Consider the following 14723-nt stretch of genomic DNA (forward strand, 5'->3'; position numbering starts at 1 on the left):
ACCGCTTTCTCTCCTTGCTGAATTATTCTTCGTCGCCGAACCAACAGATGTTACGCGCAGCCATAATTAGCTCGCCTGCACGCTCTGCAGTTAGGTCTTCGATGCCTTCTAGTTCATCAACGCCTTGGTCAGCTAGGTCTTCCAATGTCGCAACGCCTTTTGCTGCTAGCTTGTAAGCCATTTCACGCTCAAGACCTTCAAGTGCAAGTAAGTCTTCAGCAGGCTCAACACCGTCGAAAGTTTCTTCTTTCGCTAGCGCTAGAGTAGTCAGTGCGTCTTTTGCGCGGTTACGTAGTTCTTCAACGATACCTTCGTCTAGACCGTCTACTTCAAGAAGCTCGTTCACAGGAACGTATGCTACTTCTTCAAGCGTAGAGAAGCCTTCTTCAACAAGCATTTGAGCAAAGTCTTCTTCAATGTCTAGGTGCTTCATGAAGTTTTCAATAGAAGCAACTGCTTCTTCTTGGTGCTTCTTCTCAAGATCAGCAACAGTCATTACGTTCAGTTCCCAACCAGTAAGTTGAGAAGCTAGACGTACGTTTTGACCGCTACGGCCAATCGCTTGTGCTAGGTTATCCGCTTCAACAGCGATATCCATAGAGTGTGCGTCTTCATCAACGATGATTGAAGCAACATCAGCAGGAGCCATTGCGTTGATTACGAATTGAGCCGGGTTATCATCCCAAAGAACGATATCAATACGCTCACCACCAAGATCGTTAGAAACAGCTTGTACACGTGCGCCACGCATACCAACACACGCACCAACTGGGTCAATACGTTTGTCGTTTGTTTTCACAGCGATTTTAGCACGAGAACCAGCGTCACGTGCAGCACCTTTAAGTTCAATTAGCTCTTCACCAATCTCAGGCACTTCAACACGGAATAGTTCAGCTAGCATTTCTGGCTTCGAACGAGTAACGAAAAGCTGGAAACCACGAGCTTCTGGTTTAACTGCGTAAAGAAGACCACGAACACGGTCACCTGGACGGAAGTTTTCACGAGGAAGTTGGTCATCACGAAGGATTACCGCTTCAGCGTTGTTACCTAGGTCTAGGATAATAGTGTCACGGTTAACTTTCTTAACTGCGCCAGTGACTAGCTCGCCTTCGTTATCGATGAACTGCTCAACGATTTGAGCGCGTTCAGCTTCACGTACTTTCTGTACGATAACTTGCTTAGCCGTTTGAGTCGTAATACGGTCAAACGTTACTGATTCGATATCATCTTCAATGAAACCGCCAAGTTCGATCTCTGGGTCATCGTACTTTGCAGCTTCAATAGAGATTTCTTTTGTTGGGAATTCAACTTCCTCAACAGCTTCCCAACGACGGAAAGTTTCGAAATCACCCGTTTTACGGTCAATTTCAACACGAACTTCGATTTCTAGTTCGCTTTTCTTTTTTGTTGCCGTTGCAAGCGCGATTTCAAGCGCTTCAAAAATACGCTCACGAGGAACTGCTTTCTCATTTGAAACAGCTTCTACTACCGCCAAAATTTCTTTGTTCATTAATCTAGCCTCTTAAGCTCTTCTCTCTAGGAGAACTAAAATTTAGGGATCAGGTTAGCTTTCGCAATATTGCTCAGGACGAATTCTTCTTCTTGTCCTTCAACCAATACTTTCACTGTCTCGCCTTCGATAGATTGGATATCACCTTTCCATTTACGACGGTTGCCGACAGCCATTTTCAAAACGATGCTTACCTCGTGACCAATAAATTGTTGGTAATGCTCTGCTTTGAACAGTGGTCTCTCTAAACCTGGTGAAGACACTTCAAGGTTATAAGCCACTGAAATTGGATCTTCAACGTCCATTACGGCACTTACTTGGTGACTAACTTCAGCGCAATCATCTACATTGATACCGTTTGGTGAATCGATGTAAATACGTAGCGTTGAGTGCTCACCAGCACGAATAAATTCTAATCCAACTAACTCATAACCTGATGCTGCTACTGGAGCGTCAAGCATTTCAGTAAGTTGTCTTTCTAAACCAGTCATTTAACCACTCCAGAAACAAAAAAAGGGCTCAAAGCCCAATTTAAATTCCAAGCAAACATTATCTAAATACATTTACAAATGCTTAGATAACAAAAAACCCCGTATAAGCCGGGGTTTTTGTTGCTGGACCCTTATATGTTAAGTGCCATCACATTCGATATCGCACTTAACTCACAGTGAGGTTCACACTGTGCAAACTTGCTACCAATACAAGCTATATAATAGCATTGAAATTGGTTGCGGGAGCCGGATTTGAACCGACGACCTTCGGGTTATGAGCCCGACGAGCTACCAAACTGCTCCATCCCGCGTCCGACTTGCCGAGCATTATACGCCCAACAAGATGTTTTACAAGTTTGTAAACATGGTGCCGAGAGAGGGACTCGAACCCTCACACCCTAAGGCACTAGCACCTCATGCTAGCGTGTCTACCAATTTCACCATCTCGGCATCAAATCTTTACAGATTATTGTGGAATTTCGTCGCCTTGCGCCGGAACTTCACTCACTGCATCATCAGCTTGTTGAATTACCTGACCTTGGGTCGGGTCAATCCATTGTGACTCAGTTTTATGTGTAGACATATTACCAAGCACTAAGCTAAGGATAAAAAATGTAGTTGCAAAAATTGCAGTCATTCGGGTAAGGAAATTTCCTGAGCCACCAGCACCAAACACAGTGTTTGAAGCGCCAGCACCGAAAGAGGCTCCCATATCTGCGCCTTTACCTTGTTGAATCAACACTAGGCCAATTACACCAAGCGCTGCCAACAGGTAAATCACAAGTAGAACTGTAAACATTTTTCCACCTATGTTCCTAATTGTTGAGCCAGCGCCGTTCAAAAAACTATTTTTAAGAACAAGGCTAGCGACCTCCTAACTGAAGGCCGAGCAATACTAGCGAATGCGACGATGGCTGACAAGGAGAATTTGCTAAAAAATAAGCCTTTACCAAGTGAATGGTCAAAAAAAGGTCAAAAGCGACACAAAACTCATTTACGTCTCTTTTGACCGTGATATAACTCAATCACTTCTAATCACAGGCGCTATTCGTTGCGCCGGCTAAGTAAAAGGTTAAATTAGCAGTTTGCTTTTACTGCATCTGCAATCTTAAGCGCGGACGCTTGAACAAGCTCTGCATCTTCGCCTTCAACCATGACACGCAGTAGTGGCTCGGTACCAGACTTGCGTAATAGCACACGACCTTTCTCGCCAAGCTCAGCTTCTACTTCAACAACCGCTGCTTTTACCGCTTCGGCTTCCAATGGGTTTGAATCTCCGCTGAAACGAACGTTTTCTAGAACTTGAGGGTACAAAGTCATGCCTTGAGACAGCTCATTCAGTGTCATTTCGCTATCAACAACTGAAGCCAACACTTGCAGAGCAGCAACGATAGCATCACCCGTCGTCACTTTATCCAGTAGGATAACGTGACCCGAGTTTTCAGCACCGATCTTCCAGCCTTTAGCAAGAAGCTGTTCCATTACGTAACGGTCACCAACAGCAGCACGAACAAACGGAATACCTAACTGCTTAAGGCCGTTTTCCATACCAAGGTTGGTCATTAGTGTACCAACAACGCCGCCTTTCAACTCACCGCGACGCAGTGCATCACGAGCAATGATGTAAGCAATTTGGTCACCATCCACTTTATTGCCTAGCTCGTCAACCATGATGATACGGTCACCATCACCATCAAAGCCAAGACCTAATGCCGCTTTCTCTTCAACCACTTTTGCTTGCAGAGCACGTACATCCGTCGCACCTACTTCGTGGTTAATGTTAGTACCGTTTGGCTCAACACCAATCGCAATAACCTCAGCACCCAGCTCTTTAAATACAGCAGGCGCAATGTGGTAAGTCGCACCATGTGCACAATCGATAACGATCTTCATGCCAGCTAGTGTCATTTTATGTGGGAACGTACTTTTACAGAACTCGATGTAACGGCCAGCTGCATCGTTCAAGCGCACTGCTTTACCAAGTTCGAAGGAATCAACACATTCGATGTCTTTATCCAATTCTGCCTCAATCGCCAACTCGATATCGTCCGGCAGTTTTGTTCCTTCAGAAGAGAAAAACTTAATGCCATTGTCATAATATGGATTATGTGATGCAGAGATAACGATACCCGCTTCAGCGCGGAACGTTTGTGTTAGATAAGCCACAGCAGGTGTTGGCATCGGGCCAGTAAACGTAGCCTGAAGACCAGCAGCAGCAAGGCCAGCTTCTAGAGCAGACTCCAGCATGTAGCCAGAGATACGAGTATCTTTACCAATAATGACTTTCTTTGTGCCTTGCTTCGCAAGAACACGACCCGCAGCCCAGCCAAGCTTCAGAACAAAATCAGGTGTAATCGGGTACTGGCCAACTTTGCCACGTACACCATCTGTGCCGAAGTAACGTCTCTTATCAGACATATTGATTTTCCTTAATTATGATTAGTGATTGTTATTCATCACTTCGATTATCTTCATCGCTTCCAATGTATCTTCAACATCGTGAACGCGAATAATTTGTGCTCCTTTAATTGCAGCGATAGTCGCGCAAGTGACGCTAGCAACCATGCAATCTGCTGGAGCTTTGTCTAGTAGCTTAAAGATCATCGATTTTCTCGACATCCCAGCTAAGACTGGCAATCCAAGCCTGTGAAATTTTTCAAGGTGCGCTAATAGGTGGTAATTATGCTCAATGGTTTTACCAAAACCAAAACCAGGATCCAGAATCAGCTGCTCTTTTGATATGCCAACAGCCTCACAAGCCTCCACCCTTTCTTTTAAGAACGCTTCAACATCCGTTAGGACATCATCGTAATTTGGGTTAGCTTGCATGGTTCTCGGCTGACCTTTCATGTGCATCAGGCAAACTGGCACATTAGCATCGGCGGCCGCATCTAGAGCTCCGGGCTCTTGCAATGCGCGCACATCATTGATCAAATCAGCGCCCGCTTCAACGGCTTGGCGCATCACTTCCGCTTTACTGGTATCAATGGAGATCCACACATCAAACTTGGCGCGAATTGCTTTTATGGCAGGAATAACGCGAGCGAGCTCTTCTTCTAAAGGTACGTCAGGCGCTCCCGGGCGAGTTGATTCACCACCAATGTCAATAATGCTAACACCAGCTTGAATCATACGCTCTGCTTGCAGTAGAGCATTATCTAATGAATTGAATTTTCCGCCATCAGAGAAAGAGTCAGGCGTAACATTGAGGATACCCATCACATGTGGGCGGTCTAAAACGAACGTTTTATTATGTGCTTTTAATATCATGGAAGGCGGGTCTTAAAGGTAAAAACATCTTGGGCTAGAAACAGAAAAACCCTGAGCGTACTCAGGGTTTTAATTTAAAGCTTAGCAATTAAGAATCTTTGTTTTGAGCATCATCTGTTTCAGATTTAACTTCTTCAACTTTCGACTCTTCAGCTTTTGGTTCGGCTGTTGCTTCTTCTGATTTCGCTTCAGGTTTAGCTTCTTCCTTTGCAGGCTCTGCTTTCGCCTGATCACCCCAACCAGCTGGCTCACGAATGTCGTCTTTACGTTCCATCAAGTCATCAATCTGACCTGCATCAATCGTTTCAAACTTCATTAGCGCGTCTTTCATCGAGTGCATGATATCCATGTTCTCTTCAAGAATTTGCTTCGCACGAGCATAGTTGCGGTCGATTAGAATACGAATTTCTTCATCGATCAGCTTAGTCGTATCGTCAGAAACATGTTTCGCTTGGCTCATACCGCGACCTAGGAAAACTTCGCCTTCTTCTTCAGCATATAGAAGAGGACCCAGTTTTTCAGAGAAGCCCCACTGCGTTACCATCTTACGAGCAATATCAGTTGCACGTTCGATATCGTTAGACGCACCAGTCGAAACTTTGTCTTTACCGTAGATAAGTTCTTCAGCAAGACGACCACCGTACAAGCTAGAGATCATTGATTCTAGATGTTGGCGAGACATGCTTACGCGATCTTGCTCTGGAAGGTACATAGTTACACCAAGCGCACGACCACGTGGAATGATTGACACCTTGTACACAGGATCGTGTTCAGGCACCAAACGACCAACAATTGCGTGACCCGCTTCGTGGTAAGCCGTTGACTCTTTCACTTCTTCAGACATAACCATTGAACGGCGCTCTGCACCCATCATAATTTTGTCTTTCGCAAGTTCAAACTCAACCATAGATACATTGCGCTTGTTACCACGAGCAGCAAATAGCGCCGCTTCGTTCACAAGGTTCGCAAGATCTGCACCAGAAAAACCTGGAGTACCACGAGCAATCAGAGATGGTTCAACATCACCTGATAGTGGCACTTTACGCATGTGTACTTTAAGAATCTGTTCACGGCCACGTACATCTGGTAGACCAACCACAACTTGACGGTCAAAACGACCAGGACGAAGTAATGCAGGGTCTAGTACGTCTGGACGGTTAGTCGCAGCGATAACGATAATACCTTCGTTACCTTCGAAACCATCCATCTCAACCAGCATCTGGTTCAGTGTTTGTTCTCGTTCATCGTGACCACCACCAACACCTGCGCCACGTTGACGACCTACAGCATCAATTTCATCAATAAAGATGATACAAGGTGCCGCTTTCTTCGCTTGTTCGAACATGTCACGCACACGAGATGCACCAACACCAACAAACATTTCAACGAAGTCAGAACCAGAGATAGTAAAGAACGGTACTTTCGCTTCACCGGCAATCGCTTTTGCAAGCAATGTTTTACCCGTACCAGGAGGACCAACCAACAGGATACCTGTCGGGATCTTACCACCTAGTTTTTGGAAGCGGCTTGGGTCACGAAGGTAATCCACAAGCTCTTTCACGTCTTCTTTTGCTTCGTCACAACCAGCAACATCAGCAAACATCGTTTTGATTTGTTCTTCGCTCATCATTCGAGCTTTACTCTTACCGAAAGACATCGCGCCTTTACCGCCGCCGCCGCCTTGCATTTGACGCATGAAGAAAATCCATACACCAATCAGTAAGATCATTGGGAACCATGAGATGAAGATAGTGCCAAGCAGGCTCTGCTCTTCAGGTGGTGTACCCTGAACTTTTACGTTTTGATTAATTAAGTCATCAAGTAGCTTTTGATCATAAACAGGCATGTAAGTTACATACTTAGAACCACCACCACGACGTGTGAAAGTGATTTCGCTGTTATTGAACTGTGCGTCTTGAATCTGGCCTTGGCCAACTTCCTGTACAAACGTGGTGTAATCTACTGCTCTGCCGTTACTTTCCCCAGGGCCGAAGCTCTGGAATACCGACATCAACACTACCGCGATAACAAGCCACAGAATTAAATTTTTTGCCATGTCACTCAAGGTGTAAGCCTCTCGATAACTAATTGTAATTAAAGGTAGGGTACTACAGTTTGTAACCTGTAGCCATGTTGTTAACTCTCACTCTTGGAAGAGAATCGTTAACCTTTGTAACCAGTGGCTACGATAAACACTTCACGAGATCGAGCTCGAGAAGAGTCGGGTTTTCTAACTTTTACTGTTTTAAACATCTCGCGGACGTCCTTAACGTATTGGTCAAACCCTTCGCCTTGGAATACTTTTACAACAAAACTACCATTGGTAGCTAGAACTTGTCGACACATATCCAAAGCTAATTCAACTAAATACATAGCTCTTGGCTGATCCACAGAATTGTTGCCTGCTATATTAGGTGCCATATCTGACATCACGACATCAACCATATTTGGTTGTATACGTTCCAACAAGGCATCTAGCACAGCTTCTTCGCGGAAATCACCTTGTAAAAAGCTAACACCAGCAATCGGATCCATTGGTAACAAGTCACACGCAATGATTTGTCCGTTGTCTCCAACAATCTTAGCAGCATATTGAGACCAACCGCCAGGTGCTGCACCCAAATCCACAATGGTCATCCCAGGAGACAGCAATTTATCTTTCGTTTGAATCTCTTCCATTTTGAAATAAGCACGTGAACGATAGCCTTTCTTTCTTGCTTCATTTGCGTACTTGTCGTCGAAGTGTTCCTTCAACCAACGGCCTGAACTGGCCGAGTGTTTCTGTTTGCTCATTGGATACCTAAATTGGAGGAAAGTACTAATTGCTGAATAAATTATAGTCTTCAGCTTTAGATGGCGTTAAAATAGGTTTTTTCAACCCTAATAGTAAAGAAAATTGGCCGCGTAATGAACCTAAGTACCAAACAAAAGCAGCATCTAAAGGGCCTAGCTCACAGTTTAAAACCTGTTGTGCTAATGGGCGCAAATGGACTTACTGAAGCTGTTCTAGCGGAAATCGAATTAGCTCTAGACCACCACGAACTGATCAAGATTAAAGTTGCATCAGAAGACCGTGAGACTAAGCAACTGATTATCGATGCAATTGTACGTGAGACTAAAGCTGAGAAAGTACAGACTATCGGTAAAGTTCTAGTACTGTTCCGTCAGTCAGAAGCACGTAAAATCGAGATTCCACGTAAATAAGCGAGCTTAATATAAGCTAACTTCACTAATAGGAAGCCACAGCGTTTATCTTTTAGTGTAGCGTGAGAAACGAAAAAGGTCGCATTTAGCGACCTTTTTACTTATCAGAAACAAAGAAAATTCAATTAGATATATTCTACTTTGTCGATTTCGAAGTCTTTGTCACCACCAGGGGTAGAAATCATGACTTCGTCGCCTTCCATTTTACCGATAAGGCCTCGAGCAATTGGCGATTTCACAGAAATACGACCCGTTTTGATGTCTGCTTCGTCTTCTGAAACGATTTGGTAGCGGAACTCATCATCGGTATCCACATCAATCAGCGTCACTGTCGTACCAAAGATAATCTTGCCCGTATTATCCATTTGCGTTACATCGATGATCTGAGCCAGTGATAGCTTATATTCAATATCACGGATCTGAGCTTCACAAATACCCTGCTCTTCACGAGCGGCGTGGTATTCAGCATTCTCTTTCAGGTCACCTAGTTCACGTGCTTCACCAATAGCTGCTGAGATAACAGGGCGTAGCTTAAGTAGGCGATCTAATTCGTCACGTAGCTGCTGAGCGCCACGTACTGTCATTGGAACCTTTTCCATTTTTTACCTCTATGCCAAAGCTTTCTTTGGCCAACATAAATACACCCAACGCATTTATTGGGTGATAGAAACAAAACGATTTGGCTTAGTGTAAACAAACTTTATGGCTAAATCACCTTTATTCCACTTTGCGTTATAAAAGCTTTATCTAGGTCTAAATTACAGACATCACAAAAATGAATAATAACTCCCCCATCAATAAGTGGAGAGTTAAATACCTAAAAAAACAAAAAACAAACAAAATAAACATAGATCACACTTTTATAAAAAACACGTAAAAACAAACACTTAAATAACAAGAGATATAATAAAACAGTGTTCATTTTTTAGTTTTATATCATTTTACTAACTGACCATGGAACTTTAGAGGTAAAAAGTAACCCATGGATTGCACTGGCATTTTTCAGACTTCTGTTCTAATCATGATTATGAAGCCTGATTAATACAGGCAATACACAAAAGGGTTCAAATCCTTGATAAAACTTCTATGGACAGTAATTAGGAAATAATAACATGAACAAGACTATGATCGCGCTTGCTGTATCTGCTGCAGCTCTTGCTACTAACGCAGTGGCAGCGGACGGTAAACAAGCTGGTGGTATTGACGGTACTTCTGTATACAGCTCAAACGGCACTTCTCTAGAAATCGGTGGTCGTGCGGAAGCTCGTCTATCTCTAAAAGATGGCAAAGCTGAAGACAAAACACGTGTACGTCTTAACTTCCTAGGTAAAGTTGAAATCCAAGACGGCCTATACGGTGTTGGTTTCTACGAAGGCGAATTCACAACTGCTGATGGCGACCTAGGTACAGATGAGAACAGCGACAGCATCACTAACCGTTACGCTTACGCTGGACTTGGCGGTACATTCGGTGAAGTGACTTACGGTAAAAATGACGGCGCACTAGGCGTAATCACTGACTTTACCGATATCATGTCTTACCACGGTAACTCAGCTGCATACAAAATCAATGCAGCAGACCGTGCTGACAACATGGCGTCATACAAAGGCCAATTCCAAGACCTAAGCGTAAAAGCAAGCTACCGCTTCGCTGACCGTACAGAAAACAAAAAACTTGACGGTACTGTAATTTCTTACGATGAAAACGAAGCAGACGGTTACTCTCTATCAGGTATCTACGCAATCGGTGATTCTGGCTTTAAGCTAGGTGCAGGTTACGCTGACCAAGACGAGCAAAACGAGTACATGCTAGCGGCATCTTTCCGCACTGAAACTCTATACTTTGCTGGTGTATTCACAGACGGTGAACTAGCGAAAAAAGACGGTGACTACACTGGTTACGAATTCGCAACTGCGTACACGCTAGATAAAACTGCATTCACTTTAACGTACAACAATGCAGAAACTGACGGTGATACTTCAGCTGACAACGTTGCGATCGATGCAACTTACTACTTCAAGCCTAACTTCCGTACGTACATCTCGTACAACTTCAACCTTATCTCAGAAGGTGACAAGTTCGGTACTGCTGATGGATTCAACTTTGGCGCAACTAAAGCACAAGCTGAAGATGAGCTAGCTCTAGGTCTACGTTACGACTTCTAATTCTGATTATCTAATTGATTAATTAGTTAATTGAGAATCAAAACGCCCGCTATCTAGCGGGCGTTTTTTATATCTGTATACTGAAAACATCAGCCATCCAAGAAATCTTCTATGCGCCTTCTATCCACACTACTGATATGTAGTTTTTCCATTAGCGCTTTCTCAGTTAACGCTTTCGCTTACCCCCCTCTAGATAAACTGCCTGATGGCAGTAGCACCAGTGTAATTTTGGAATCCCTGAGAGGCGATTCAAACAAAATGAATTCCAACAGTGATGGCTTCTATCCCCCCGCTAGTACTTTAAAGCTGGTGACAGCGTTGGCGGCTAAGTTGGAGTTAGGGGATGACTTTCACTACACGACCAGCATTGCTCGTTCTGGGAATGATTCTATCATTTCATTTAGTGGCGACCCAACCTTGCAACGAGAACAGCTTAAAAGCCTTTTAGCTCAATACGCTAAGTCTCAATCCAGAGCCATAAAGGGCAACTTATATCTCGATAACTCGACTTTTACGGGCTATCAGCGAGCGGTGGGTTGGCCTTGGGACATTCTAGGCGTTTGTTACAGCGCGCCTTCTAGTGCAATGACCTTAGACAGCAACTGCGCACAAGCCTCTATTTATACAAAAGATAATGGCAGCACTCGCGTTTATATTCCCGCTCACTATCCGATAGACGTGACGACCACCGCTGCCACGGTAACTCGCTCTGGGCAGAAGGCAACACAATGCGACTTAGAGCTCATCACCACACCTGATAACGCTTACAAGCTCTCTGGTTGCTTAGTTGAACGTAAAAAGCCACTGCCACTCAAGTTCGCGATTCAAAATCCAGAACTTTACACCTATCAAGTCGTTACATCGCTTCTCAAAGAACTGAAAATAGAAGTAAAAGGTGATGTGATTATTGGTAAAAAAGCTAAAGCAGACAAAACCACGTTAATCGCTAGTCATAACTCAGAAAAGCTTCCTGAACTGCTCGATATCATGCTCAAGAAGTCGGATAACCTTATCGCAGACAACCTAACTAAAACGCTAGGAGCAACATTTTATGTTCAACCGGGTAGCTTCAATAACGGTACTGAAGCGATAAAGCAGATATTACTGACCAAGGCTAATATTGACCTCAGTAAAGCGCAGCTCGTCGATGGTTCAGGGCTATCCAGAAATAACCGAATGAGGTCACAGACCATGGCTCAAGTGCTTCGTTATATCTGGGAAAACGATCAACAGCTCAACCTGATTGAGGCTATGCCTACATCAGGCACTGATGGAACGCTCAAATACCGTCAAAGCATGAGAAAAGCACCGATTCAAGGCAACATTATCGCCAAAAGTGGTTCTCTATACGGCAGTTACAACATGGCGGGATACGGATTAGATAAGGTGGGAAAGCCAAACTCTCTGTTTGTGCAATTTGTCCGTGATTACTTCCCTGAAGAACAAGATCCAGACAAACCAGTAGAAGCACCTATCACCCAGTTTGAGCGTGCTTTCTACAAAGATGTGGTCGAGTTCAGTCAAACACAAAGCAAATCTAAGTAATGCTTAGCTCTGTGTAAACTTCTACTTAAACAATAAAAATGGCGCTGAAGACCTTAAATCTTCAGCGCCATTTTTGTTCTTCAGATGTATTTAACTATTTTATCAGCTTTTAAGCGATTCCTAGGAATGAGTTCACGACAGTGAAGTAGATCCACATTCCTGAGATATCCACTATCGAAGCAAGCACGGGGCTCACTAACACCGCTGGATCAAGCTTAAATAGCCTAGCAACTATCGGTAATCCTCCGCCGAGTACGGTAGATATGGTCACCTGAATAAACAGCGCTACCGCAATCGCTAACGCAATCATGTTGATGTCATAACCACCTGTCGATTGGTTTTCACTGAATAGCAGAATACGCCCAATCATCACTACGGCAATCGCTAGAGCTAAACAAATAGCAACCCTAAACTCTTTCCACAGAACGTTAGCCCATTGGCGTTTTTTCAACTCACCTGTGGCTAAGGCTCGGATCACCAAAGTCGCGGCTTGTGTTCCGGTGTTACCACCAGCAGCAGCAATTACCGGCATGTAGATTGCCAAAAGTACCAACTGACTGAGAATGTCTTCATACTGAGCAATGATAAGCCCTGAGACGATTCCCAATAGTGCTAACGCAATAATCCAACCGATACGCTGCCTAACGTGGCTCATGACGCCAGTAGAAAGGTAGCCCTGCTGAGGTTCTACCTCTGAGTAGATCAGCCCTAGTTGGTGAGCTAGATGTCGAGAGCGCTTCTCAAAGCCCTGCTCTTCTAGCTCACTAAGTAAAGTCTGAATCGTACTAAGAGAGCATTGCCCCAGCACTAGCACCGCATCTTCGAGCGGCATTCGGTTCAAAAGGTTAATTTGTTGTTCACGTCCGTACTGTTGAAATGCATTCGATACAGCTTGGATGTCTTGCTCTGAGTACAGAGCTTCAATAGATAAAAAAGTGCTGTTCATTACCGTCATGGCGAATCTCCCGATTGGCAAAGGTAACGACCATCAAAACAAATAGCATAGATTTATACGCACCAAGGGCAGAAAGCTACAGGTGTGTCTACTTGTTAGAATCTAGTGTGTGGAAAAGAATGAGGGGAAAAACAAAGATACCCTACCTGAACGGCAGGACAATAGATCAATACCGAGACAGGTTATTCTTCTCCATTCAAACTAGGAGGATGGTCGGTATTGTTCATAAAAATCTCCAGAATTACTGTCAATTTGACAGCGCGCATAGTGTAGCAATAGGCGCTTCAAAGTTTCGTCAACTTTCGGTCAATAAAAAAGGCATCCGTGGATGCCTTTGGTTCAATTATTGATGTGCATTATTACTTAATAGTAATACGAGCAAACTTACGCTTACCTACTTGGTAAACCGCAGTACCTGCTTCAGGTACGAATTTGCTGTCTTCAATCTTCTCGCCTTCAAGCTTAGCCGCGCCTTGCTTGATCATACGCATCGCATCAGAAGTCGAGTTTACAAGACCTGCTTCTTTTAGAACGTTCGCAATTGGCAAACCAGCTTCGAATTCAAATTCCGGCATCTCATCAGGAACTTGGTTCTTAGCAAAACGGTTAACGAACTCTTGCTCAGCGGCTTCAGCATCTGCTTCACTGTGGAAACGAGCGATGATCTCTTTAGCAAGAAGTACTTTAACGTCACGCGGGTTCTTACCTGCATCAACGCCAGCTTTCAGTTCCGCAACTTCTTCAAGAGGACGGAAAGACAGTAGCTCGTAGTAGCTCCACATTAGATCGTCAGAGATAGACATGATCTTACCAAACATCTCGCTTGGTGCTTCGCTGATACCGATGTAGTTGTGCGCAGACTTAGACATCTTCTTAACGCCGTCTAGACCAACAAGTAGTGGCATCATCAGTACCGCTTGTGGTTTTTGACCTGCTGCTTTTTGCAGTTCACGACCCATTAGAAGGTTAAACTTCTGGTCAGTACCGCCAAGCTCAACGTCGCTCTCTAGTGCAACAGAGTCGTGACCTTGTAGAAGTGGGTACATGAATTCGTGGATTGCGATCGGTTGACCACCAGCATAACGCTTTTTGAAGTCATCACGCTCAAGCATACGAGCAACAGTTTGGTTAGAAGCAAGACGAATCATGCCTTCAGCGCCAAGCTCAGATAGCCATTCAGAGTTGAAACGAATTTGCGTTTTCGCAGGATCTAGAATCTTGAATACTTGTTCTTTGTAAGTTTCAGCATTCTTCAATACGTCTTCGCGGCTTAGCGGTGGACGTGTTGAGTTTTTACCTGATGGGTCACCAACCATTGCAGTGAAATCACCGATAAGGAATGTCACTTCATGACCAAGCTCTTGGAAAGCACGAAGCTTGTTAAAGATAACCGTATGGCCTAGGTGGATATCTGGAGCTGTTGGATCGGCACCCAGCTTAATGCGTAAAGGACGACCTTCTTTTAGTTTTGCAATCAGTTCGTCTTCTGGAATCAGTTCTTCTACGCCACGTTTGATCTCGGCTAGTGCAGCTTCAATACTCGCCATTCTTGTTCACTCCCACAGATTTGGCAAAAATACATT

Annotated in this window: 13 protein-coding genes and 2 tRNA genes; 3 read left to right on the forward strand and 12 right to left on the reverse strand. The window is 44.2% G+C overall.

Features of this window, described 5'->3' with window-relative positions:
* Positions 1 to 22: 22 nt before the first annotated feature.
* From nusA to rlmE, 9 genes are all read right to left on the reverse strand, one after another.
* A complete protein-coding gene (gene nusA, locus MSG34_RS09635) occupies positions 23 to 1510 on the reverse strand; it encodes a transcription termination factor NusA (RefSeq protein WP_017059230.1) in 1488 nt (495 codons plus the stop codon).
* Positions 1511 to 1545: 35 nt separating this feature from the next.
* Complete coding sequence (gene rimP / locus MSG34_RS09640; RefSeq protein WP_004738265.1) at positions 1546 to 2001, reverse strand: ribosome maturation factor RimP; 456 nt, start codon at positions 1999 to 2001, stop codon at positions 1546 to 1548.
* A gap of 234 nt (positions 2002 to 2235) precedes the next feature.
* Positions 2236 to 2312, reverse strand: a tRNA-Met gene (locus MSG34_RS09645).
* 54 nt (positions 2313 to 2366) lie between these two features.
* A tRNA-Leu gene (locus MSG34_RS09650) sits at positions 2367 to 2451 on the reverse strand.
* Between the two features lie 16 nt (positions 2452 to 2467).
* A complete protein-coding gene (gene secG, locus MSG34_RS09655; protein WP_017059392.1) occupies positions 2468 to 2800 on the reverse strand; it encodes a preprotein translocase subunit SecG in 333 nt (110 codons plus the stop codon).
* A gap of 278 nt (positions 2801 to 3078) precedes the next feature.
* Entirely contained in the window at positions 3079 to 4419 is a 1341-nt protein-coding gene (glmM, locus tag MSG34_RS09660; protein ID WP_248337176.1) for a phosphoglucosamine mutase, read from the reverse strand.
* 21 nt (positions 4420 to 4440) lie between these two features.
* On the reverse strand, positions 4441 to 5271 hold the full coding sequence (gene folP, locus MSG34_RS09665) for a dihydropteroate synthase (protein WP_248337178.1): 831 nt from the start codon (positions 5269 to 5271) through the stop codon (positions 4441 to 4443).
* A gap of 88 nt (positions 5272 to 5359) precedes the next feature.
* A complete protein-coding gene (ftsH, locus tag MSG34_RS09670) occupies positions 5360 to 7327 on the reverse strand; it encodes an ATP-dependent zinc metalloprotease FtsH (RefSeq protein WP_048612308.1) in 1968 nt (655 codons plus the stop codon).
* A gap of 107 nt (positions 7328 to 7434) precedes the next feature.
* Positions 7435 to 8064 carry a 23S rRNA (uridine(2552)-2'-O)-methyltransferase RlmE gene (gene rlmE / locus MSG34_RS09675; RefSeq protein WP_017059396.1) on the reverse strand — a complete coding sequence of 210 codons (630 nt, stop codon included), beginning with the start codon at positions 8062 to 8064 and terminating at the stop codon, positions 7435 to 7437.
* Between the two features lie 114 nt (positions 8065 to 8178).
* On the opposite strand from rlmE, the gene yhbY reads away from it, so the two are divergent.
* The gene (gene yhbY / locus MSG34_RS09680; RefSeq protein ID WP_004738252.1) at positions 8179 to 8475 is read left to right on the forward strand and encodes a ribosome assembly RNA-binding protein YhbY; all 297 of its coding nucleotides are present in this window, start codon (positions 8179 to 8181) and stop codon (positions 8473 to 8475) included.
* 125 nt (positions 8476 to 8600) lie between these two features.
* On the opposite strand, the gene greA is transcribed toward yhbY, so the two are convergent.
* Positions 8601 to 9074 (reverse strand): transcription elongation factor GreA, encoded by a 474-nt coding sequence (greA, locus tag MSG34_RS09685; protein ID WP_017059397.1) that lies wholly within the window; start codon positions 9072 to 9074, stop codon positions 8601 to 8603.
* A 513-nt stretch (positions 9075 to 9587) separates the two neighbouring features.
* Between greA and MSG34_RS09690 the strand changes: the two genes are divergently transcribed.
* A complete protein-coding gene (locus MSG34_RS09690) occupies positions 9588 to 10640 on the forward strand; it encodes a porin (protein ID WP_248337180.1) in 1053 nt (350 codons plus the stop codon).
* A gap of 111 nt (positions 10641 to 10751) precedes the next feature.
* Positions 10752 to 12185, forward strand: coding sequence for a serine-type D-Ala-D-Ala carboxypeptidase (dacB, locus tag MSG34_RS09695; RefSeq protein ID WP_248337182.1), 1434 nt, complete (start codon positions 10752 to 10754; stop codon positions 12183 to 12185).
* A gap of 109 nt (positions 12186 to 12294) precedes the next feature.
* Here the strand turns inward: dacB and MSG34_RS09700 are convergent, their stop codons facing one another.
* Together MSG34_RS09700 and tyrS are read right to left on the reverse strand one after the other, a co-directional pair.
* The gene (locus MSG34_RS09700; RefSeq protein ID WP_248337184.1) at positions 12295 to 13140 is read right to left on the reverse strand and encodes a magnesium transporter; all 846 of its coding nucleotides are present in this window, start codon (positions 13138 to 13140) and stop codon (positions 12295 to 12297) included.
* 359 nt (positions 13141 to 13499) lie between these two features.
* Positions 13500 to 14687 (reverse strand): tyrosine--tRNA ligase, encoded by a 1188-nt coding sequence (tyrS, locus tag MSG34_RS09705; protein WP_017059402.1) that lies wholly within the window; start codon positions 14685 to 14687, stop codon positions 13500 to 13502.
* Positions 14688 to 14723: the final 36 nt, after the last annotated feature.

Origin of the sequence: Vibrio sp. 1CM2L, from assembly GCF_023161695.1 — a bacterium.
Lineage (GTDB): Bacteria > Pseudomonadota > Gammaproteobacteria > Enterobacterales > Vibrionaceae > Vibrio > Vibrio coralliirubri.

Coding starts and splice junctions, on each gene's coding strand:
- greA (WP_017059397.1), bottom strand. CDS start 9,074: ATGGAAAAGGTTCCAATGACAGTACGTGGCGCTCAGCAGCTACGTGAC.
- rimP (WP_004738265.1), bottom strand. CDS start 2,001: ATGACTGGTTTAGAAAGACAACTTACTGAAATGCTTGACGCTCCAGTA.
- MSG34_RS09700 (WP_248337184.1), bottom strand. CDS start 13,140: ATGACGGTAATGAACAGCACTTTTTTATCTATTGAAGCTCTGTACTCA.
- MSG34_RS09690 (WP_248337180.1), top strand. CDS start 9,588: ATGAACAAGACTATGATCGCGCTTGCTGTATCTGCTGCAGCTCTTGCT.
- tyrS (WP_017059402.1), bottom strand. CDS start 14,687: ATGGCGAGTATTGAAGCTGCACTAGCCGAGATCAAACGTGGCGTAGAA.
- secG (WP_017059392.1), bottom strand. CDS start 2,800: ATGTTTACAGTTCTACTTGTGATTTACCTGTTGGCAGCGCTTGGTGTA.
- ftsH (WP_048612308.1), bottom strand. CDS start 7,327: ATGGCAAAAAATTTAATTCTGTGGCTTGTTATCGCGGTAGTGTTGATG.
- nusA (WP_017059230.1), bottom strand. CDS start 1,510: ATGAACAAAGAAATTTTGGCGGTAGTAGAAGCTGTTTCAAATGAGAAA.
- folP (WP_248337178.1), bottom strand. CDS start 5,271: ATGATATTAAAAGCACATAATAAAACGTTCGTTTTAGACCGCCCACAT.
- yhbY (WP_004738252.1), top strand. CDS start 8,179: ATGAACCTAAGTACCAAACAAAAGCAGCATCTAAAGGGCCTAGCTCAC.
- dacB (WP_248337182.1), top strand. CDS start 10,752: ATGCGCCTTCTATCCACACTACTGATATGTAGTTTTTCCATTAGCGCT.
- rlmE (WP_017059396.1), bottom strand. CDS start 8,064: ATGAGCAAACAGAAACACTCGGCCAGTTCAGGCCGTTGGTTGAAGGAA.
- glmM (WP_248337176.1), bottom strand. CDS start 4,419: ATGTCTGATAAGAGACGTTACTTCGGCACAGATGGTGTACGTGGCAAA.